The sequence below is a fragment of the Micrococcus sp. 63XJN7_6_ISO-PGPR-S23-444 genome (assembly GCF_058072765.1).
Window position 1 is genome coordinate 1,872,522 of the sequence record NZ_CM176516.1, and the last position, 18,564, is coordinate 1,891,085.

General features: G+C 75.8%; 19 protein-coding genes. 5 read left to right on the forward strand and 14 right to left on the reverse strand.

Annotated features, from left to right (window positions below; all coding sequences use genetic code 11):
* Positions 1–20: 20 nt before the first annotated feature.
* Both AC3RJ9_RS08595 and AC3RJ9_RS08600 read left to right on the forward strand, forming a co-directional pair.
* Complete coding sequence (locus tag AC3RJ9_RS08595) at positions 21–794, forward strand: GNAT family N-acetyltransferase (protein ID WP_095346399.1); 774 nt, start codon at positions 21–23, stop codon at positions 792–794.
* Positions 791–3,391 carry a DEAD/DEAH box helicase gene (locus tag AC3RJ9_RS08600; protein ID WP_489727634.1) on the forward strand — a complete coding sequence of 867 codons (2,601 nt, stop codon included), beginning with the start codon at positions 791–793 and terminating at the stop codon, positions 3,389–3,391. The genes AC3RJ9_RS08595 and AC3RJ9_RS08600 overlap by 4 nt, the downstream gene beginning before the upstream one ends.
* Here the strand turns inward: AC3RJ9_RS08600 and AC3RJ9_RS08605 are convergent.
* The 6 genes from AC3RJ9_RS08605 to AC3RJ9_RS08630 form a co-directional block, all read right to left on the reverse strand.
* Positions 3,307–3,750, reverse strand: a complete 444-nt coding sequence (locus AC3RJ9_RS08605) for an Rv3654c family TadE-like protein (protein ID WP_336575172.1) — start codon at positions 3,748–3,750, stop codon at positions 3,307–3,309. The genes AC3RJ9_RS08600 and AC3RJ9_RS08605 overlap by 85 nt on opposite strands.
* Positions 3,747–4,199 (reverse strand): TadE family type IV pilus minor pilin, encoded by a 453-nt coding sequence (locus AC3RJ9_RS08610; RefSeq protein ID WP_036317914.1) that lies wholly within the window; start codon positions 4,197–4,199, stop codon positions 3,747–3,749. The genes AC3RJ9_RS08605 and AC3RJ9_RS08610 overlap by 4 nt, the downstream gene beginning before the upstream one ends.
* Positions 4,192–4,425, reverse strand: coding sequence for a DUF4244 domain-containing protein (locus AC3RJ9_RS08615; RefSeq protein WP_036336908.1), 234 nt, complete (start codon positions 4,423–4,425; stop codon positions 4,192–4,194). Before AC3RJ9_RS08615 ends, AC3RJ9_RS08610 begins: the two co-directional genes overlap by 8 nt.
* 176 nt (positions 4,426–4,601) lie before the next feature.
* On the reverse strand, positions 4,602–5,747 hold the full coding sequence (locus AC3RJ9_RS08620) for a type II secretion system F family protein (RefSeq protein ID WP_489727635.1): 1,146 nt from the start codon (positions 5,745–5,747) through the stop codon (positions 4,602–4,604).
* Entirely contained in the window at positions 5,744–7,069 is a 1,326-nt protein-coding gene (locus AC3RJ9_RS08625; protein ID WP_336575179.1) for a TadA family conjugal transfer-associated ATPase, read from the reverse strand. Before AC3RJ9_RS08625 ends, AC3RJ9_RS08620 begins: the two co-directional genes overlap by 4 nt.
* A gap of 158 nt (positions 7,070–7,227) precedes the next feature.
* Positions 7,228–8,037: an NUDIX hydrolase gene (locus AC3RJ9_RS08630; RefSeq protein WP_489727636.1), complete on the reverse strand. Its 810-nt coding sequence runs from the start codon at positions 8,035–8,037 to the stop codon at positions 7,228–7,230.
* A 36-nt stretch (positions 8,038–8,073) separates the two neighbouring features.
* On the opposite strand from AC3RJ9_RS08630, the gene AC3RJ9_RS08635 reads away from it, so the two are divergent.
* Positions 8,074–9,279: an NAD(P)-binding domain-containing protein gene (locus AC3RJ9_RS08635; protein WP_152743370.1), complete on the forward strand. Its 1,206-nt coding sequence runs from the start codon at positions 8,074–8,076 to the stop codon at positions 9,277–9,279.
* Between the two features lie 21 nt (positions 9,280–9,300).
* Here AC3RJ9_RS08635 and nth read toward each other — a convergent pair whose 3' ends face one another.
* The gene (gene nth, locus AC3RJ9_RS08640; protein WP_135040230.1) at positions 9,301–10,107 is read right to left on the reverse strand and encodes an endonuclease III; all 807 of its coding nucleotides are present in this window, start codon (positions 10,105–10,107) and stop codon (positions 9,301–9,303) included.
* A 234-nt stretch (positions 10,108–10,341) separates the two neighbouring features.
* On the opposite strand from nth, the gene acs reads away from it, so the two are divergent.
* On the forward strand, positions 10,342–12,282 hold the full coding sequence (acs, locus tag AC3RJ9_RS08645; RefSeq protein ID WP_152743371.1) for an acetate--CoA ligase: 1,941 nt from the start codon (positions 10,342–10,344) through the stop codon (positions 12,280–12,282).
* 75 nt (positions 12,283–12,357) lie between these two features.
* Here acs and AC3RJ9_RS08650 read toward each other — a convergent pair whose 3' ends face one another.
* From AC3RJ9_RS08650 to AC3RJ9_RS08665, 4 genes are all read right to left on the reverse strand, one after another.
* Entirely contained in the window at positions 12,358–12,828 is a 471-nt protein-coding gene (locus tag AC3RJ9_RS08650; RefSeq protein ID WP_063189855.1) for a GntR family transcriptional regulator, read from the reverse strand.
* Positions 12,800–12,985 (reverse strand): methionine/alanine import family NSS transporter small subunit, encoded by a 186-nt coding sequence (locus AC3RJ9_RS08655; protein ID WP_063189857.1) that lies wholly within the window; start codon positions 12,983–12,985, stop codon positions 12,800–12,802. Before AC3RJ9_RS08655 ends, AC3RJ9_RS08650 begins: the two co-directional genes overlap by 29 nt.
* A gap of 3 nt (positions 12,986–12,988) precedes the next feature.
* Positions 12,989–14,632: a sodium-dependent transporter gene (locus tag AC3RJ9_RS08660; protein WP_063189859.1), complete on the reverse strand. Its 1,644-nt coding sequence runs from the start codon at positions 14,630–14,632 to the stop codon at positions 12,989–12,991.
* A 119-nt stretch (positions 14,633–14,751) separates the two neighbouring features.
* Positions 14,752–16,125: a CvpA family protein gene (locus tag AC3RJ9_RS08665; protein WP_063189861.1), complete on the reverse strand. Its 1,374-nt coding sequence runs from the start codon at positions 16,123–16,125 to the stop codon at positions 14,752–14,754.
* Positions 16,126–16,299: 174 nt separating this feature from the next.
* Between AC3RJ9_RS08665 and AC3RJ9_RS08670 the strand changes: the two genes are divergently transcribed.
* Positions 16,300–16,977, forward strand: a complete 678-nt coding sequence (locus AC3RJ9_RS08670) for a Crp/Fnr family transcriptional regulator (RefSeq protein WP_002854021.1) — start codon at positions 16,300–16,302, stop codon at positions 16,975–16,977.
* A 30-nt stretch (positions 16,978–17,007) separates the two neighbouring features.
* On the opposite strand, the gene AC3RJ9_RS08675 is transcribed toward AC3RJ9_RS08670, so the two are convergent.
* The 3 genes from AC3RJ9_RS08675 to sp36 are packed head-to-tail and all read right to left on the reverse strand — an operon-like array spanning position 17,008 to position 18,564.
* A complete protein-coding gene (locus AC3RJ9_RS08675; RefSeq protein ID WP_069941150.1) occupies positions 17,008–17,910 on the reverse strand; it encodes an NUDIX hydrolase in 903 nt (300 codons plus the stop codon).
* On the reverse strand, positions 17,900–18,400 hold the full coding sequence (locus AC3RJ9_RS08680) for a RidA family protein (protein ID WP_069941149.1): 501 nt from the start codon (positions 18,398–18,400) through the stop codon (positions 17,900–17,902). The genes AC3RJ9_RS08675 and AC3RJ9_RS08680 overlap by 11 nt, the downstream gene beginning before the upstream one ends.
* Positions 18,397–18,564: a Sp36 family protein gene (gene sp36, locus AC3RJ9_RS08685; protein ID WP_010080276.1), complete on the reverse strand. Its 168-nt coding sequence runs from the start codon at positions 18,562–18,564 to the stop codon at positions 18,397–18,399. The genes AC3RJ9_RS08680 and sp36 overlap by 4 nt, the downstream gene beginning before the upstream one ends.

Here is an 18,564-nt window from a genome sequence, read left to right on the forward strand (position 1 = left end):
TCACGCCTTACCCTTCAGACATGACTGAGCATCTGGATCCGGCACTGGTCGACATCTGGTTCGCGGCCTGGTCGCGATCGCGCGGCTACCGCACGAGCCAGGAGGCGGGGCGACGCGCGGCCCTGCGCACCCCTTGCCCCGCCCGCATGATCCCCGGCGGCTCCGGTCGCGCCACGGTGGACGTGCCGGCCACGTGGGAGCACGTGGTGGTGAACCCCTCCCGCGCGGAGCTCGAAGACCTGCGCGAGGCGGTGCGGGACCAGGAGCAGATCCTGCTCACCGTGTTCGGCGACGCCGGCGAGGACCCGAAGGCCATGGGCCTGAAGGCCCAGGCCGAGCCGGAGCGCTTCATGACCATGGACATGGACCCCGAGCTGCAGGACGTGGAGCCCCCGCTGCTGCCCGAGGGCTATGAGGCCCGCGTGGACCAGCCGATGGAGGGCAGCCGTCGCCTGCGCATCCTGGCCGTCGGCGCCTCGACCGCTCCGGAGGGCGAGGAGGAGCTCGCCGCCCTCGGCTGGGTCACCGAGGAGGACGGCACCGCCGTCTACGACCGGATCTGGACGTCCCCGAACCACCGTCGCCGCGGCCTCGGCTCCCTCGTGATGCGCTACCTCACCTCCGAGGTCATGAGCGACGGTGAGATCAGCCGCGGCCTGCTCGTCGCCTCCCCGGACGGCCAGAAGCTGTACCGCCACCTGGCCTGGACCGACCTCGGCCCCGTGTCCATCTGGGGTCGCGGCCTGGCCGAGGACAACCCCACCGCCGAGCACACCGGCACCATGGGGGCGTGACCGGCCACCTCCCGGAGCACGATCCCTGGGCGGATCCCGCGGGCGGCTGGGGGCTGCCCGGCACGGCGGACGCCGCGCCGCCCGTCGACGACGCCGCCCCGGACTCCTCCGGACCGGAGCCGCAGCCCGTCGGTGAGGTGGTGGCCGACGTCGTGGCCGGGCTGTCCGTCACGGCACCCGGCGACCTGCGCCCGGACACGCCGGCGGGGGCCGCACTCCGTGCGGCACTGGGCCGGACCGGGCTGCCCGAACAGATCCGCCACGTCACCGAGCTGCCCGCCCGGCAGGCCCGGCACACGGACTGGCCCGCGGACGCGCCGGAGGGCCTGGTCAGGGCGTTCGCGGCGCGCGGCGTCGAGCGGCCGTGGCTGCACCAGGTGCGCGCCGCGAACCTGGCCGGTGCGGGGACGCACACCGTGCTCGCCACGGGCACGGCGTCGGGCAAGTCGCTGGGTTACCAGCTGGCGGTCGGCACCCGGCTGGCCGCCGACCCCCGGGCCACCGCGCTCTACCTCGCCCCCACCAAGGCCCTCGCGGCGGACCAGCTGACCTCCTGGCGCGCCCTCGAGCGGGACGGCGCCCCGGGGCTGCGCGCGGCTCCCTACGACGGCGACACCGCACCGCAGGATCGGATCTGGGCCCGCGAGCACGCCACCGTGCTCATGACCAACCCGGACATGCTCCACGTGGGGATCCTGCCGCACCACGAGCGGTGGGCCGCGTTCTTCCGGAATCTGACGTTCGTGGTGGTGGACGAGTCGCACACGTACCGGGGCGTCTTCGGCTCGCAGGTGGGGATCCTGCTGCGTCGACTGCGGCGCATCGCCGCCCACTACCGCGGGGACCGTCCGGAGACCGTGTTCATCGGGGCGTCGGCGACGTCGGCGGATCCGGCCGGGCACTTCGCCCGACTGATCGGGGCGCCGGCCACGGCCGTCACCGAGGACGCGTCCCCGCACGGGGCGGTCACGGTGGCGTTCTGGGAGCCGGAGCTGACGGACCGTCGGGGCGAGAACGGCGCGCCCGTCCGCCGCTCGGCGATGGCCGCCGCCGCCGACCTGGTCACGGACCTGGCCCTGCAGCAGGTGCGCACGCTGGCGTTCATCCGCTCGCGGCGCGGGGCCGAGGCCATCGCGAGCGCGGCCAAGCGGCAGCTCGAGGAGGTCGAGCCGGGGCTCGGCACCCGGGTCGCGGCCTACCGCTCGGGCTACCTGCCCGAGGAGCGGCGGGAGCTGGAGGCGGACCTGCGCTCGGGTCGGCTGCTGGGCATGGCCTCGACGCCGGCGCTGGAGATGGGCATCGACGTCGCGGGGCTGGACGCGGTGGTGGTGGCCGGCTGGCCGGGCACCCGCGCGTCGTTCTTCCAGCAGATCGGCCGCGCCGGGCGCGGCGGCCAGGATGCGCTCGCGTTCTTCGTGGCCTCGGACGACCCCCTGGACACGTTCGTGGTGGACCACCCGGAGGCCGTGTTCGACCTGGGCGTGGAGGACACCGTGGTGGACCCGGAGAACCCGCACCTGCTCGGCCCGCAGCTGTGCGCGGCCGCCGCGGAGCTGCCGATCACGCCCGAGGCGTTCGGCTGGTTCGGGGTGCCGGAGCGGGTGCGCGCCCTGCTGGACGTGCTGGTCGAGCAGGGGCTGCTGCGCCGTCGGCCGGCCGGCTGGTTCTGGACGCACCCCGAGCACGCCGCCGGCATGGTCTCCCTGCGGGACGACGGCGGCGGCCCCATGGACATCATCGACGCCGAGTCCGGCGCCCTGCTGGGCACGATGGACTCGCCCCAGACCCACTACCAGGCGCATCCCGGCGCGGTGTACGTGCACCAGGACCGCACGTACCTCGTGGAGGAGCTGGACGAGGACGCGCACGCGGTGGTCGTCACGCGCGCCTGGCCGGACTTCACCACGCAGGCCCGGGACGTCACGGAGATCGAGATCGTGGCGGTGCACCGCCGCCTGGACGCGCGGGAGGGCACCCTGCGCTGGTGCCTCGGGGATGTGCAGGTCCGCACCCAGGTGGTGTCCTTCCAGCGCAAGGCCTTGGTCTCCGGGGAGGTGCTCGGCGAGGAGCCCCTCGACCTGCCGGCGCGGGACCTGTTCACCTCGGCGGTGTGGTTCCAGGCGGCCTCGGACGAGCTCATCGCCGCGGGATTGACCACGGATCGCCTGCCCGGCGCCCTGCACGCGGCCGAGCACGCGATGATCGGCATGATGCCGCTCGTCGCCTCGAACGACCGCTGGGACATCGGCGGCGTCTCGATGGTCCTGCACCCGGACACCGGCTCCCCCGCCGTGTTCGTCTACGACGGCCGGCCCGGCGGGGCGGGCTTCGCCGAACGCGGCTTCGAGCAGGCGCGACGCTGGGTCGAGGCGACGGCGGGGGCCATCGCGGCCTGCGAGTGCGCGGAGGGCTGCCCGTCCTGCGTGCAGTCCCCCAAGTGCGGCAACCGCAACAGCCCCCTGGACAAGGCCGGCGCGCTGACCGTCCTGCGGTTCCTGATGGACCACGCCGATCACCTCGTCCCGGCGGACGCCTCGACCGACGGCTCGGGCGGCGGCGCCTCCGGCGGGTCCGCGGACGCGGCGCCCGGGGCCTGAGACCGCGGCGGACCCGCGACGGCATCGGCCGTGGCCGCCGGCAGCGGGGCGCGAGCGAGTTCGACCGCGACGCGCACCGTCCCGTCCTCGCGCACCTCGCACGCCACGACGGCGGCCCCGTTGCGTTCGGCGGTCCGCCCGGCCAGGACGCACGGCTCGTGGTCGGAGAGCCCGCGCCGGGCGTCGGAGGCGGCGAGCGCCGCCAGGTCGGCGGCCCCGGCCGCCCGGGCGCCGGTGACCGAGGCCTGCCCCAGCGCCGCGACGGCCAGCAGCAGCCCCGCCCCCAGGGCGGCCGTGCCCAGGACGGACACGGTGCCCGAACCGCGTTCGCCCCACGCGGGCGCCCTCCCGCGGGTCATGACCGGTCCTCCGGCCCGGCGGCGGGCGTTCCGGGCCGCTGCTCGGGGGCGGCGGCGTGCGCGGTGAGGGTGAGGGCCTCGGCCCAGGCGAGCGGCCCGGGGCCGGGCTGGACGACCTCGACGGTCACCCAGCCGCCCTCGACGGTGTGCGAGAGCGAGGCGTCGTCGCCGGCCATGCGCGCCACCGCGTCGCGGGCCGCCGCCTCGTCGTCGCCCCGGGCGAGGATGCGGGCGGCCGACGCCGCCGCGTCCTGACCCCGCACCTGCTGCACCGCGGCGGCGCCGGCCAGCAGGACGGACACGAGCACGAACGCGATCACGGGCAGCAGCACCGCGTACTCGGCCGTGACGGCCCCGGTCTCGCCGCCCCGGAGCCCCCGGGGCCGCCCCGCCGTCCGGGCGCCCGTACGGCGCGCGGACGGCGGGGCGGAGGTCGGGTGCTCAGTCACGCTGGAGCGCCCCGGTGACGAGGTCCACGAGCAGCGACTGCACGTCCGGGCTGGTGAGCACGACGGCCAGCACGCCCGCGAAGCCCACGGCGGCGAGCGTGAGGATGCCGTACTCGGCCGTGATCGCGCCGGTCTCCTCGCCCGCGGCGTCGACGACGCGGGCGAGGCGGTCGCGCTCGCTCGGGCGGGTGACGGCGGGCTGGGCGGAGTGGGAGCGGTGGGTCATGGTGGTCCTCCTGGAGTGGGCCCCGCGGTGCGGGGCGGTGGTGACGGCCCGGCCGGGCCGCTGGTCCCAGGCTGGCCCGCTCCGGGGCCCGCGCGCCGGGGGCGATGCGGATCCGGGGATGGGCCGGGGCGATCGGGGCCCTGTGCAGGACCGGACGCCCTGGCGTCGCCACGGCCTCAGCCCGGTCCCGCCCCGAGCAGGGCCATGACGACGGGCACCACGCCCCAGCACACGAAGGCGGGCAGCAGGCACAGCCCCAGCGGCATCACCAGGCGCACGGCGAGCTCCTCGGCCGCCCGTTCGTCGGCCCGCCGGGTCTGCTGACGGACGGCGGCGGCGGTCTCGGCCAGCGTGCGGGCGACGGCCATCCCGGACCGGTGCAGCGGTCGCAGTCGGGCGGCGGTCTCGGTCCACACCGGGTCCGTGTCGAGGCCCGCCCACGCCTCGTCCCAGTCCCGGCCCCAGAGCAGCAGCGCCGCCGTGGCGCGCAGGTCGCGGGCGCCCGGCAGGGTCCGGCCGAGGTCGTCCAGCGCGGCGGGCAGGGATCGGCCGGCGCTGAGCAGCGCCGCCAGCACGTCCAGCACGACGGCGGCGCCCACGGCCGCCGGCTCGCGCGCGGCCGAACGCAGCAGCAGGCGCGTCCAGGACCGCCCGGCCAGCCAGAACAGCAGCCCCACCGCGGCGACCACGGCGCCGAAGGGCGAGCGGACCAGGTCCCACGGGGAGGTGCCGAGCAGCCACGCGAGGCCGAGGCCGCCCAGGGGCAGCCACTGCAGCAGTCGGGACGTCGCGCCCGGCCCCGCCGCGGCCGAGCGGCGGGCCCGGGCCGCGTCCACGTCCGCCTCGAGGCTGTGGGCCAACCGCCGGGCCACGGCTGCGGGAGCCGCGCCCGCCCGGGCCCCGGCCTCGAGCGCCGCATCGATCAGCGCCCAGCCCGGGTCCCGTGCGGGGGTCCGCCAGGACGGGGTCCCGCCGCGGCGCGCCGCCTCCCGGTGCAGGGTGGCGTCATGAGCCATCGCGTCCCCCGCCTCCACATCCCAGGCCAGCGCCTCGGCCCGGCGTCGGGCGCGGTGATGGGCACAGCATGCGGCACCCGCCTCGCCCGGGCCCGACCCGCAGGCGGGCAGGGTGCACGCGGTCTCCCGCCAGGCCTGCTCCTCGGTCAGGCCGGCCGCGACGAGGGCGGCCCAGCGGCGCAGCGCGCCGACGAGCACCTCCGTCTCCTCCTCCGGCCTCGCCCGCCCCGCCCACCAGGGCAGCAGCGGCTCGGCACGCCCAGCGCGCGACCGTCGTGCCTGCCCGGCCGCCGTCGTCGTGCTCACCGGCCGCTCCGCCCCGCCAGCCGGGCCGCGAGCGCGGGCATGCCGGGTCCTTCGACGGTCCGCCCGCCCGTCGCCTCCGTCCCGGGCCGCCACGTGAGGGCGGGCAGCAGGGCGAACCCGTCGGCGCGCGGGTCCGGGACGGCGAGCTCGACGGGGTGCCGCCCGTGGCCGTCGCGGGCGATGTGCAGCACGGCGTCCACGCCGGCGCGGGCCTGCGCGGCCACCGTCTCGGGCCGCCAGCCGGCCAGGGAGGCCATGGCCGTCAGCCGGGCGGGCACCTCGGCGGCGGCGTTGGCGTGCAGGGTGCCCCACGCGCCCTGGTGGCCGGTGTTCAGGGCGGTGAGGACGTCGGCCACCTCGGCGCCGCGGCACTCGCCGACCACGAGCCGGTCCGGCCGCATCCGCAGCGCGTGGCGGACGAGCTCGGCCAGTCCGACCTCGCCGGCGCCCTCCGCGTTGGCGGCGCGGCACTGCAGGGCGACCACGTGCGGGTGATCGGGCGCGGCCTCGGCCGTGTCCTCCACGACGACGATCCGTTCGTCCCCCGGCACCCGGCCGAGGGCCGCGGAGAGCAGCGTGGTCTTGCCCGCCCCGGTCGCGCCGCTGACCAGGACGGTGGCGCGGTCGCGCACGAGCGCTTCGAGGGCGTCGGCCCAGAGGGCGCCGTCCGGCCAGCCGTCGGCCAGCGCGGCCAGCGACGGCGTCGCCGCGGCCGGGATCCGCAGGCTCAGCAGGGTGCCGCCGCCGCTGACCGGGGGCAGGACCGCGTGGACGCGCACGCCGCCCACGCGGGCGTCGGCCAGCGGCACCGCCGCATCGAGGCGGCGGCCGGCCCGGTGCAGCAGCCGCACCGCGAGCGCCCGGGCGGCCTCGGGGTCGAGCCGACCGGGGCGGCGGACGAGGCCCTCGTCCCCGTCGGTCCACACCGCGCCCGCGCCGTCCACGAGCACGTCGGTCACGCCCGGCGTGCGCACCCAGGGTGCGAGCGGGCCGAAGCCGTCGAGCTCATCGACCAGCGCCGCCACGCGCGGGTCGTCGATCGGCGCGTCGAGGGCCTCGGCGATCAGCGGGGCCAGCGGCGGCTCCGCCCCGTCCGCGGCCGAGGCACGGGCCTCGGCCACGCGTCGGCGTACGACGGCGGCGTCCAGCCCGTCGGGGCCCGCTGCGGGTGCGGCGAGCGGCGGCGCGGCGACCTGCGTGCGTTCCGGCTCGGCCGGGCCGGTGCGGGGCCACGGGAACCGCCGGCCGCCCTCGGGCGGGGCGGGGCGGCGTCGTCGGCCCCGGGGCGGGCGGGCCGGGGCGGCGGGGACGAACGGGCGCATGGCGGGCCTCCTGCGGGTCGGGGCGGCCGCCGCGGTCCGCGGCCGCCGGCCCGTCCAGTCCACCGTCCCGCCCGGGTGCCCGCGCCCCCGGTCCCGCCGCTGGGGACACGGGCCCGCCCTCCGGCGCCTGTGCAGGAGCGGGCGGCGGCGCGCAGCCGTCAGTCGCGCAGGATCCGGTGGGTCCGCGCGTCGCGCACGCGGGAGTCGTCCCACGGCACGTCCCAGCCCAGCAGCGCCAGCACGCGGTCGAGCAGCGCCGCCGTGAACCCCCACACCAGGCGCTCGCCCACGAGGAAGCCCGGCGTCTCGCCGCGGCGGCCGCCGGGCCGGGCCACGCGGCACCGGTTCGCGGGGTCCACCAGGTCCGCGACCGGCATCCGGAACACGGCCGCGGCCTCGGCCTGGTCGACCACCGCCACGCGGCTGGGGTCCCGCCACCACCCGAGCACCGGGTGCACCACGTGCCCGGAGACCACCACCGGCACCGCCGGCAGCACGCCCAGGACCTCCACGCCGGCCGGGTCCAGGCCGGTCTCCTCCTGCGCCTCGCGCAGGGCCGTGGCCACGACGTCGGCGTCCTCGGGGTCGACGCGACCGCCGGGGAACGCGATCTGCCCGGCGTGCTGGCGCAGGGTGGCGGCGCGCTGGGTCAGCAGCACGTCCACGTGCGGGTGCACGCGCCCGGCGTCGTGACGGGCGGGGACGTCGTCGAGGGCGCCGAACAGGATCAGCACGGCGGAGGGGCGCGGATCGCCGGACCGGGGCCAGTCGAAGCCCCACATCGGCACGGCCTCGGGCGGGACCGTCGTGAGCGACGCCGGGTCGTGGTGACCGGGCGCCTCCGCAGGGGGCGCGCCCCACCGGGCCACGAGGTCCGCCAGCTGCTCACGCGCGCCCGCCAGGGACGCGTCGGACGTCCCGGCGGCGTCGCGGGAGGTCGGGCGGGGGCTCGCGGGGGTCTCAGGCATGGCCCCCACGCTAGTCGCCGGTCGTAGCCTCGGGGCATGACGGCTCCCCTGACCTCGCTCCCGGCGACCACCGCGTCCCCGGATCCGGTGGACGTCGCGGTGATCGGCGCCGGCCAGGCCGGACTGGCGGCCGGCTACTTCCTGGCGCGGGCCGCGCGGGACGTCGACCGCGGGCGCCGGCCGGGCCCGCCGCCGTCGTTCGTCCTGCTCGACGCGTCCGCCCACCCCGGCGGCGCGTGGCCGCACCACTGGGACTCCCTGCGCCTGTTCTCCCCCGCCGAGCACTCCTCCCTGCCGGGCCGACCCATGCCGCCGTCGCCCGGCCCCGGCACCCCGGACGCCGGGCACGTCGTCGCGTACCTGGCCGACTACGAGGACCGCTACGGCCTGCCGGTGCGGCGCGGCGTGCGCGTCACGGCGGTGACGCACGACGCCGCCGCGTCCCCGCCGTTCACCCTGCGGCTCGAGGACGGCACGGCCCTGAGCGCCCGCGCGGTGGTCTCCGCGACCGGCTCGTTCACCCGCCCGTTCGTGCCGGCTCTCCCGGGCGCCGACCGCTTCGGCGGCACGCAGCGGCACTCCGCCGCGTACCGCTCCCCCGACGCGTTCGCCGGGCGGCGCGTCCTCGTGGTGGGCGGCGGCAACTCGGGCGCCCAGATCGCGGCTGACCTGCTGCTGGCGGGTGTCGCCACCACGTGGGCCACCCGGCGTCCGCCCCGGTTCATGCCGGACGACGTGGACGGGCGGGTGCTCTTCGACCGGGCCTCGGCGCGCGTGCTGGGCCGCTCCGAGGCGCGCGTGGGCGACCTCGGGGACATCGTCATGGTGCCCTCGGTGATCCGCGCCCGCGACGAGGCCGGGCTCCACGCGGTCCCCGCGCCCACCGCGCTCACGCCGGAGGGCGTCCGCTGGGACCACGACGCCGGCGCGAGCCACGGCTGGCCCGCCGCCAGCCGCGCCGCGGCCCGGGTGCGCGGTGCCGAGCACCCGGTGGACGACGTCGTCTGGTGCACGGGCTTCCGGGCGGACCTGCGCCATCTGCGGGGCCTCGAGCTGACCCGCCGCCCGTCCGGGGTGCCGGCGACGGAGCGTGCGCTGCCGACCGCCTCGGTGGACGTGCCGGGACTGCACCTGCTCGGCTACGACGACTGGTGCGGGGCCGCCTCGGCCACGCTCGCCGGCGTGGGGGTGCATGCGCGCCGGGCCGTCGACGCGATCCTCGCGGGCCTCACCGCGGGCTGAGCGGGCGCGCCGGCCGGGCGCTCAGGCCTCCAGCCCGTGGCCGAGGGCGCGCAGCTCCCGGCGCGTCCGCCCCGCGCGCAGGAGCTCGAGCAGCTCCTCCCGGCCGGGCTTGAGCTCGTAGGCCAGCAGGGCGCGCGCCCGCTCGGGGTCGGTCTCCCCCTCGCCGTAGGACGGGCACCAGCGGGCGATCGGGCACGCCCCGCACGCCGGGCGGCGCGCGTGGCACACGCGGCGGCCGTGGAAGATCAGCCGGTGGGAGAGCATCGTCCAGTCCCGGCGCGGGAACAGGGCGCCCACGGCGTGCTCGACCTTCACCGGGTCGGTCTCGTCCGTGAACCCCAGGCGCCGGGCGAGCCGGCCGACGTGCGTGTCCACGGTGATCCCGGGCTGGCCGAAGGCGTTGCCGAGCACCACGAACGCGGTCTTGCGGCCCACCCCGGGCAGCGCCACGAGGTCCTCGAGACGGGCGGGGACCTCGCCGTCGTGCCGGGCCACGAGCTCCTGGGACAGCCGCAGGATCGCGGAGGCCTTGTTCCGGTAGAACCCCGTGGAGCGCACGAGCTCCTGCAGCTCGGGCTCGGTGGCCGCGGCCATCGCGTGGGCGTCCGGGAAGCGGGCGAACAGCGCCGGCGTGGCCGCGTTGACCCGCACGTCGGTGGTCTGGGCGGACAGCACCGTGGCCACGAGCAGCTCGAACGGCGTCTCGAAGTCCAGCTCGGCGACGGCGTACGGGTACGTCTCGGCCAGGATCCGGTTGATCCGCCGCGCCCGGCGCACCAGTGCCAGCTGGGTCTCCCCGGTCGGCGTGCCCGTCGACTCCGTCTCCATCCGCGCGTCCTCCCGCCCTCGTCCGATCCGCTCAGGTCCGACCATCCTAGGGAGCGGGGCGCGTGCCGACGTCCACACCGGGTCCGGCCCCGGCTTCCGGGCACGATGCGACACACCGGACCCGAGGATTTGTGGCGACGACGCCGCGCGCGGCATGCTGAGGCGGGAGACTAGTGTGGGACGCGTCACATCCGTGCCACGCACCGACCGCACCACCCCGAAAGGACCCCGTCGATGGACGAGCAGATCCCCACGTTCCCGCCCCCGGCCGAGTTCGCCGCCCAGGCGGTGGCCGGAGCCGACCTGTACGAGGAGGCCGCCGAGGACCGCCTGGCCTACTGGGCCCGCCGCGCCCGCGAGGTCCTGCACTGGGAGCAGGACTTCACCGACGTCCTGGACTGGTCCGACGCACCCTTCGCGAAGTGGTTCGTCGGCGGCACCACCAACGCCGCGTACAACGCCCTGGACCGCCACGTCGAGGCCGGCCACGGCGACCGCGTGGCCATCCACTTCGAGGGCGAGCCCGGCGACACCCGGACCTACACCTACGCCGACCTGGCCGCCGAGGTCCGGCGCGCCGCCAACGCGTTCGAGTCCCTCGGCGTGACCAAGGGCGACCGCGTGGCCGTCTACCTGCCGATGATCCCCGAGGCCGTCATCACGATGCTCGCGTGCGCGCGCATCGGCGCGGTCCACTCCGTGGTGTTCGGCGGCTTCTCCTCCGATGCCCTGCGCTCCCGCGTGGACGACGCCGAGGCCAAGCTCGTCGTCACGGCGGACGGCTCCTTCCGCCGCGGCAAACCCTCCATGCTCAAGCCCGCCGTGGACCAGGCCCTCTCCGCGCCCGGCCACACCGCCGAGCACGTGCTCGTGGTCCGCCGCAACGAGGCCGAGGTCGAGATGACCGAGGGCCGCGACCTGTGGTGGCACGACGTCGTGGACGGCCAGTCCGACGAGCACGAGCTCGTGTGGCACGACGCCGAGCACCCGCTCTACATCCTGTACACCTCCGGCACCACCGGGAAGCCGAAGGGCATCCTGCACACCACCGGCGGCTACCTCGTGCAGGCCGCGGTCACCCACCACGACACCTTCGACCTGCACCCGGAGTCGGACGTCTTCTGGTGCACCGCCGACGTCGGCTGGGTCACCGGGCACTCCTATGTCGCCTACGCACCGCTGGTCAACGGCGCCACCCAGGTGATCTACGAGGGCACCCCGGACTCCCCGCACCAGGGCCGCTGGTGGGAGATCGTGCAGAAGTACGGCGTGAGCATCCTCTACACGGCGCCGACGGCGATCCGCACGTTCATGAAGTGGGGCCGGCACATCCCGGACGAGTACGACCTCTCCAGCCTGCGCGTGCTCGGCTCCGTGGGCGAGGCCATCAACCCGGAGGCCTGGCGCTGGTACCACGAGGTCATCGGCGCCGGCCGCTGCCCCATCGTGGACACCTGGTGGCAGACCGAGACGGGCGCCCACATGCTCACCCCGCTGCCCGGCGTGACCACTCTCAAGCCCGGTTCCGCCCAGCGGCCGGTGCCCGGCGTCGTGCTGGAGGTCGTGGACGAGCTCGGCGAGCCCATGACGGACACGAGCGCGGGCTTCCTCGTGGTGCGCGAGCCGTGGCCGTCCATGCTGCGCGGCATCTGGGGAAACCCGGAGCGCTTCAAGGAGACCTACTGGTCCCGCTTCCCCGGCATGTACTTCGCCGGCGACGGCGCCCGCTACGACGAGGACGGCGACATCTGGCTGCTGGGCCGCGTGGACGACGTCATGAACGTCTCCGGCCACCGCCTGTCCACCACCGAGATCGAGTCCTCCCTCGTGGCGCACCCGTCCGTGGCCGAGTCCGCGGTGGTCGGCGCGAAGGATGAGACCACGGGCGAGGCGGTCGTCGCGTTCGTCCTGCTCACCGAGGACGCCGCCGCGGCCGATCGCGACGTCGCCGAGGTCGAGGAGGAGCTGCGGCAGCACGTGGGCAAGGACATCGGCCCCATCGCCAAGCCCAAGCGCGTGCTCGTGGTCCCCGAGCTGCCCAAGACGCGCTCCGGCAAGATCATGCGCCGCCTGCTCAAGGACGTGGCCGAGGGCCGCGACCCGGGCGACTCCACCACGCTGGCCGACCCCACGGTCATGCAGCGCATCGTGGAGACGCTCGCCCCGAAGGCCTGAGCCGGCACGACGACGCCGCCCCGGACCGCACGCTGCGTGCGGTCCGGGGCGGCGTCGTCGGTGGGCGGGCCCGCCTCAGGCGCGGGCGGCCGCGTCCCGGCGGACCAGCTCCACGGCCTCGTCGGGCGTGTACCCGAGGCGCTCGAGCAGGGTGTCCAGACAGCGCCGCACGGCCTGGTGCGCGGCGTCGGCGCGGGCGTCCGCCGAGGCGGCCACGAACGTGCCCGCGCGACCCCGGGTGCGGATGGTGCCGTGCGCCTCGAGCTCCTTGTAGGCCCGGGCCACGGTGCCCGGTGCCACGCCGAGCTCGGCGGCGAGCACGCGCACGGGCGGCAGTCGGTCCCCGCGGGCCAGGGATCCGGAGGCGACGCCGGCCAGGACCGCGTCCACGATCTGCCGGTAGGGCGGGGCCGGCAGGCTCGCGTCCACCGCCACGACCGGCAGGGAGGCGGAGACCACGCCCGCGGCCCCGTCGGCGACCGGGGCCGCCGCGAACGGACCGGGGAGCCTCATCGACTCACCGGTGCCGCGCGTCGAGACGGCCATCCTCGCGCTCCCGCACGGCGGGGGCCAGCTCGTCCTCGATGGCGAGGTCGCCCGAGGAGTCGTCCGGGTGGCGGAGCAGGTGGATGGCGGAGACCGCGAGGCCGCCCCACACCAGGAGGATGGCCAGGGACATCATGACGATCGCTGCGGTGCTCATCGGTCAGAGCTCCTTCCGGGTGGTGGCCGCGGGCACCACCGGCAGGGCGCCGGTGGGGACGGTGCCCTCGGGCACGGCGTTGTGCGGGATGAGGTCGCCGTGGATCTCGCTGTCCAGGTCCTCCGCGTAGAGGTTGGACTTGCGGGACCACGGGATCAGGGAGAGCAGGACGGCCAGGGCGACGGAGCCGAGCGCGATGCCCCAGCCGAAGACGCCGAGGAAGTCGCCCGGGTAGCCCTCATAGCCCTCCGCGATCACCTTCATGATCCAGGAGAGCCAGATGTAGGCGAGCACGATCGGCATGAGCACGCCGATCAGCAGCACGTACCCGCGGCCGACCTTGAAGGAGGAGACGGCGTTGAGGTGCGCCGTGATGCGGCGGGCCGAGCCCAGTGCGCCGGTGACCAGGAGCACCGACAGGAGCGCCGCGCCCACGATGCCGAAGTTGTTGGCGAACGCGTCCATGGTGTCGAGCATCTGCAGGCCCGTGGTGGTGGAGAACAGGGCGAGGGAGACCACCCCGGACAGGCCGATCACGACGATCGTGGCCGTCCAGCGGCCCCAGCCGAGCTTGTCCTTCACGGCGGAGATGACGACCTCGAGGATCGAGATCAGCGAGGTGAAGCCGGCGACCACGAGCGAGCCGAAGAACAGCACGCCGATCAGGGCGCCGAGCGGGGCCTGCGAGATCAGGGTGGGGAAGGCGATGAACGCCAGGCCGATGCCGCTGCCGGCCACCTCGGACACGGACACGCCGGAGGCCTGCGCCATGAAGCCCAGGGCGGAGAACACGCCGATGCCGGCTAGGATCTCGAAGCCCGAGTTGGAGAAGCCGACGACCAGGCCGGAGCCGGTAAGGTTCGTCCGGCGGTTGAGGTAGGAGGCGTAGGTGATCATGATGCCGAAACCGACGGACAGCGAGAAGAAGATCTGGCCGTAGGCGGCGATCCAGACGCCGGGGTCAGCGAGCGCGGCCCAGTTCGGCGTGAACAGGGCGTCCAGGCCCTGGGCGGCGCCCGGCAGGGTGAGGGCGATGCCGACGAGGATCAGGAACATCACGATGAGCAGCGGGATGCCGACCATCGAGGCCAGGGCCACGCCCCGGCGCACGCCGAAGCCCATGATGAGCAGCGTGATCACCCAGACGGCGAGCATGGGCCAGAAGACGCCCGAGACGAAGTCGAAGGACGGGGACGGGTCGTCGGCGACCCGCAGGTAGTCGCCCATGAGGAAGGTCTCCGGGTCCTCGCCCCACCGCTGGTCCACGGAGAACCAGGTGTACATGATCGCCCAGCCGATGATCGCGGCGTAGTAGATCCCGATGACGACGCAGATGAGCACCTGCCACCAGCCGACGGTCTCGGTCCACCGGGACAGGCGCCGGAACGCCAGAGGCGCGGAGCCGCGGAAGCGGTGGCCGATCGCGTAGTCGAAGAACAGCAGCGGGATGCCCGCCGTGAGCAGCGCGATCAGGTAGGGGATGACGAACGCGCCACCGCCGTTCTCATAGGCGACGTAGGGGAAGCGCCAGATGTTGCCGAGGCCCACGGCGGAGCCGATGGCCGCCAGGATGAAGGCCCACCGGCCGGTGAACTCCTCCCGGGTGCGCTTCGGCGCCGTGGCGGGCGCGGAGACGGTGCTGGACATGCAGGACCTCCGAGGGTCGGGGAAACTCGAGTGTGACGGATGCCACAATAGTCGACGCGGGCCGTTACCGGACAGTCCGGTCCGGAATGCGGGCGTCAGGCGCGTGGCGCGGCGCCGGCTCAGCCGCCCGGGACGCAGTCCCCCGAGGGGACCGTGGCTGTCATCCCCGGGGCCGCGGCGACGACGGGGGCGATGGTGTCCGCCGTCAGGGCGTAGCCGACGGCGTCCGAGCCCGGGGCCCGGGCGAACACCAGACCGGCCAGGTTCCCGGCGGCGTCCACCACCGGGCCGCCCGAGTAGCCGTGGCGGATGTCCGCCGCGAGGGTGTAGACGTCCACCATGCTCGCGGCCCCGGTCAGGACGTCGCCGAGCGGCACCTCGCCGACAGCCTGCACGGTCGCGGGGGTGGAGGCGAACGGGCCGCCGTCGGGGTACCCCAGGACGGAGGCCGACGCGCCGCCCGTCAGCTCGGCCCCGACCGGCATGACGGGCAGGTCCGCGTCGTCGACCGCCAGGACGGCGAGGTCGTGCGCCGTGTCCAGGTGGACGATCCGCGCCGCGTGCACGCCGCGGGCGCGGTCCGTCACGGTGGGGGCGTCCACGCCGAGGACCACGTGCGCGTTCGTGAGCACGCGGTCCGGGGCCACGGCCACGCCCGAGCCGCTCTGCACCTGGTTGCACTGCGCGGCCGTCCCGGTCAGCCGGACGACGGCGGCCGACGCCGAGGAGGCGGCGGGAGTCGAGGGGGCGGCCGTCGACGTCGACGAGGCGGGGGCGGTCGTCGTGGCCGACGGCGCGGCGGACGTGGACGACGAGGCCGCGGCGGCGTCGTCGGGCTCCTCGGGGGTCGCCGCGGCGGACGTCGCGGGCGGGGCGGACGGGGAGGAGGCGGCCGAGGGCAGACCCGGCGTCGCGGCCGGGGCCGGAGCGGCGCGGACGCCGTCGTCGGTCTCCGGGACGGGGGCGGGCAGCTCGAGCTCCGGCAGCACGTCCAGGTCGGCGACGGCGGAACGCGAGCGGGCGGCCCAGGCCAGGAGCGAGTCGGGCATCACGGTGTCCAGCGCTGCGATCACCCGCGAGCGGGTCACCTCACGGGTGACCGCGGTGGAGCCGGAGGCCGCGATGGAGAACGCCACGAGCCAGAGGACGAGGGCGCCCGCGAGACCGGTGGCGAGCGCGCCGAGCAGGCGGTCGACGAGTCGCAGCGCCGGCAGGTTCACGCGCAACCGGATCGCCTCGCCGATGGCGGCGCCCACGTACTGGCCCGCCGCCACGAGCACGACGAGGGTGGCGATCAGCGCGGCCCACCGCCACTGCGGCGCGGTGACGAACTTCGCCACCTCAGGCAGGGCGTAGAACGCGATCGCGGCGCCGCCGACCAGGCCGACGAGGTTGCCCAGCACCACCCACAGGCCGCGACGGTGACCCTGGACCAGGAGCATCGCGAGCGCGACGATGAGCAGGACGTCCAGCCACGTCAGACCCAGCGGCATGGGCGACCTCCTTCGGATGTGACGGCACCGGCCACGCACGGGGACGGCCCGCGCACCCGGTGGAGGATCCAGGGTATCGGCCCGCACTGGGGTATGGGGCACAATGGACGCCAGTGAACCGGGCGGCTCCTCCGCCGCGGTGTGAGGAACTGGCCACAGAGAGGACACGCACACATGGATCTCGAGGTTCTGCGGAAGGCTCCGCTGTTCACCAACCTGGACGACGAGGTGTTCGCCATCCTCACCTCGGAGCTGACCGAGGTCGAGCTCTCCCGCGGCGCGTCCGCGTTCCACGAGGGCGACCAGGGCGATCAGCTGTACGTGATCATGTCCGGCAAGATCAAGCTCGGCCGCACCGCCTCGGACGGCCGCGAGAACCTCGTGGCCGTGCTCGGCCCCGGCGAGATCTTCGGCGAAATGGCCCTGTTCAACCCCGCCCCGCGCAACGCCACCGCCACCGCGGTGTCCGCCACGCGCCTGGCCGGTCTGCGCCACGAGAACCTGCGCCGCGCCATCGCCTCGTCGCCGGACGTGTCGGTCCAGCTGCTCCAGGCCCTGGCCCAGCGTCTGTCCAAGACCAACGAGTCCCTGGCGGACCTGGTGTTCTCGGACGTGCCGGGCCGCGTGGCCAAGGCGCTCCTGGACCTCGCGGACCGCTTCGGCCGCCCGGCCGCGGACGGCCTGCTGGTGGCGCACGACCTCACGCAGGAGGAACTCGCCCAGCTGGTGGGCGCGTCCCGCGAGACCGTGAACAAGGCCCTGGCCGAGTTCGTCCAGCGCGGCTGGATCCGCCTGGAGAACCGCGCCGTGGTCATCCTGGACCTGCAGCGTCTGCGCCAGCGTTCGCGCTGACGCTCCCCGCCCTGGAGCGGGCCACCCCGGTCAGTCCCGGGTGGCCCGCTCCACCCGCATCCGGGGGGTGCCGTCGTCGCCGGCCTCGGTGACCAGGTGGTATTCCGGCACGGGGCCACGCCGGGCACAGGGCGTGACGGAGAGCAGGAAGGCGGCGGCCGTCCGGTGCGCCGCGACCCGACGCACGATCACCTGCGTCAGCGGGGTCGCCACCTGGTCGAAGGGTGCCGTGCCCTCCGCCCCGGCGGGTCCGGGCAGCCGCAGCGGGCCGGCCAGCGCGCGACACGCGGGCACCCACGCCTGGAGTTCGGGACCGGGTTCCTCGGATGCCGGCGCGGACTGCACCGGTGGGGTCGTCGTGGCGAACACGGCCGTGTCGAAACGTCGGTGGACGTGGGGCGCGGAATGCCAGCGCATGACGGGGCGCAGCAGGTCGGCGCGCAGTCCGAGGCCGCGCGAGGCCAGCAGATGGGGCAGACTCTCCGAGCCCTCCTCGAGGGAGCTGCGGCCCCCGCCCCAGGTCTCGACGCGCGCCGTGGACACGACGTCCGTGTCGGAGCGACCGGCGAGGAGCACTCCGGCCTCGTCGTGGAGCTGACGGACGGCGGCCACCACGTGCTGCCGCGCACGCCGCCGATCCGTGGTCCCGAACGTGTGGGCCCACTGGGAGGGCTCGGGCCCGTACCACGGGCACAGGTCGGCGTCGGACTCGATGAGCGCGCCGCCGGGCAGACCCACGCGGCCGAGCGGGGTGCGTCCCGCGCGGTGACGGAGGAAGACCTCCGGGCCGTCGTCGCCGTCGCGTACGAGCACCACGGCCGACCCGGGCCGGGCCGGGCGCACCTGGCGGAAGCGCCGGTCCAGCCACTGGCGGGTGAGGTCCTCCTCCTGCTCCGGGACCGGCAGCAGCAGGCCGGCCGGATCAGCGGACACGGACGGTGATCTCCACCTCGACGGGAGCATCCATGGGCAGCACGGCCACGCCGACGGCGGAGCGCGCGTGGCGGCCGACCTCGCCGAAGATCTCGGCCAGCACGTCCGAGGCGCCGTTCACCACGCCGGGCTGACCGGTGAACGCGGGGTCGGAGGCCACGAAACCGACGACCTTGACGACCTGGGCGACCCGGTCCAGGTCGCCCAACAGCTCGTGCACCGCGGCCACCGCGTTCACGGCGCACACCCGCGCGAGCTCCTGGGCGCGTTCCGGGGTGACCTCCGCGCCCACCTTGCCAGTGGCGGGCAGGGCGCCGGCCACGAAGGGGAGCTGGCCGGAGGTCAGCACGAGGTCGCCGTCCCGCAGGGCCGGGACATAGGAGCCGACCGGCGCCGCGACGGCGGGTCGGTCGATGCCGAGCTCCGCGAGGCGGGCCGCGACTGCGCCGTCGCCCCAGGCGGGGGCCGAGGACTGCGCCGTCACGTTCACGCCGCCTTCGGACGCTTGAGGTAGGCCACGGGGTTGTTCCCCTCGGGGCCCGGGATCACCGTGACGAGCTCCCAGCCGTCCTCACCCCACTGGTCGAGGATCTGCTTGGTCGCGTGGATGAGGAGGGGGATCGTGGCGTACTCCCACTGCGTCTGCTGAGTCAT

What these genes read in the sequence shown, in the direction of transcription:
- AC3RJ9_RS08605 (WP_336575172.1), bottom strand. Translation starts at nt 3,750, where the DNA reads ATGACCCGCGGGAGGGCGCCCGCGTGGGGCGAACGCGGTTCGGGCACC.
- AC3RJ9_RS08655 (WP_063189857.1), bottom strand. Translation starts at nt 12,985, where the DNA reads ATGAGCACCGCAGCGATCGTCATGATGTCCCTGGCCATCCTCCTGGTG.
- AC3RJ9_RS08660 (WP_063189859.1), bottom strand. Translation starts at nt 14,632, where the DNA reads ATGTCCAGCACCGTCTCCGCGCCCGCCACGGCGCCGAAGCGCACCCGG.
- AC3RJ9_RS08595 (WP_095346399.1), top strand. Translation starts at nt 21, where the DNA reads ATGACTGAGCATCTGGATCCGGCACTGGTCGACATCTGGTTCGCGGCC.
- AC3RJ9_RS08665 (WP_063189861.1), bottom strand. Translation starts at nt 16,125, where the DNA reads ATGCCGCTGGGTCTGACGTGGCTGGACGTCCTGCTCATCGTCGCGCTC.
- AC3RJ9_RS08615 (WP_036336908.1), bottom strand. Translation starts at nt 4,425, where the DNA reads ATGACCCACCGCTCCCACTCCGCCCAGCCCGCCGTCACCCGCCCGAGC.
- sp36 (WP_010080276.1), bottom strand. Translation starts at nt 18,564, where the DNA reads ATGACTCAGCAGACGCAGTGGGAGTACGCCACGATCCCCCTCCTCATC.
- nth (WP_135040230.1), bottom strand. Translation starts at nt 10,107, where the DNA reads ATGGAGACGGAGTCGACGGGCACGCCGACCGGGGAGACCCAGCTGGCA.
- acs (WP_152743371.1), top strand. Translation starts at nt 10,342, where the DNA reads ATGGACGAGCAGATCCCCACGTTCCCGCCCCCGGCCGAGTTCGCCGCC.
- AC3RJ9_RS08670 (WP_002854021.1), top strand. Translation starts at nt 16,300, where the DNA reads ATGGATCTCGAGGTTCTGCGGAAGGCTCCGCTGTTCACCAACCTGGAC.
- AC3RJ9_RS08635 (WP_152743370.1), top strand. Translation starts at nt 8,074, where the DNA reads ATGACGGCTCCCCTGACCTCGCTCCCGGCGACCACCGCGTCCCCGGAT.
- AC3RJ9_RS08650 (WP_063189855.1), bottom strand. Translation starts at nt 12,828, where the DNA reads ATGGCCGTCTCGACGCGCGGCACCGGTGAGTCGATGAGGCTCCCCGGT.
- AC3RJ9_RS08630 (WP_489727636.1), bottom strand. Translation starts at nt 8,037, where the DNA reads ATGCCTGAGACCCCCGCGAGCCCCCGCCCGACCTCCCGCGACGCCGCC.
- AC3RJ9_RS08625 (WP_336575179.1), bottom strand. Translation starts at nt 7,069, where the DNA reads ATGCGCCCGTTCGTCCCCGCCGCCCCGGCCCGCCCGCCCCGGGGCCGA.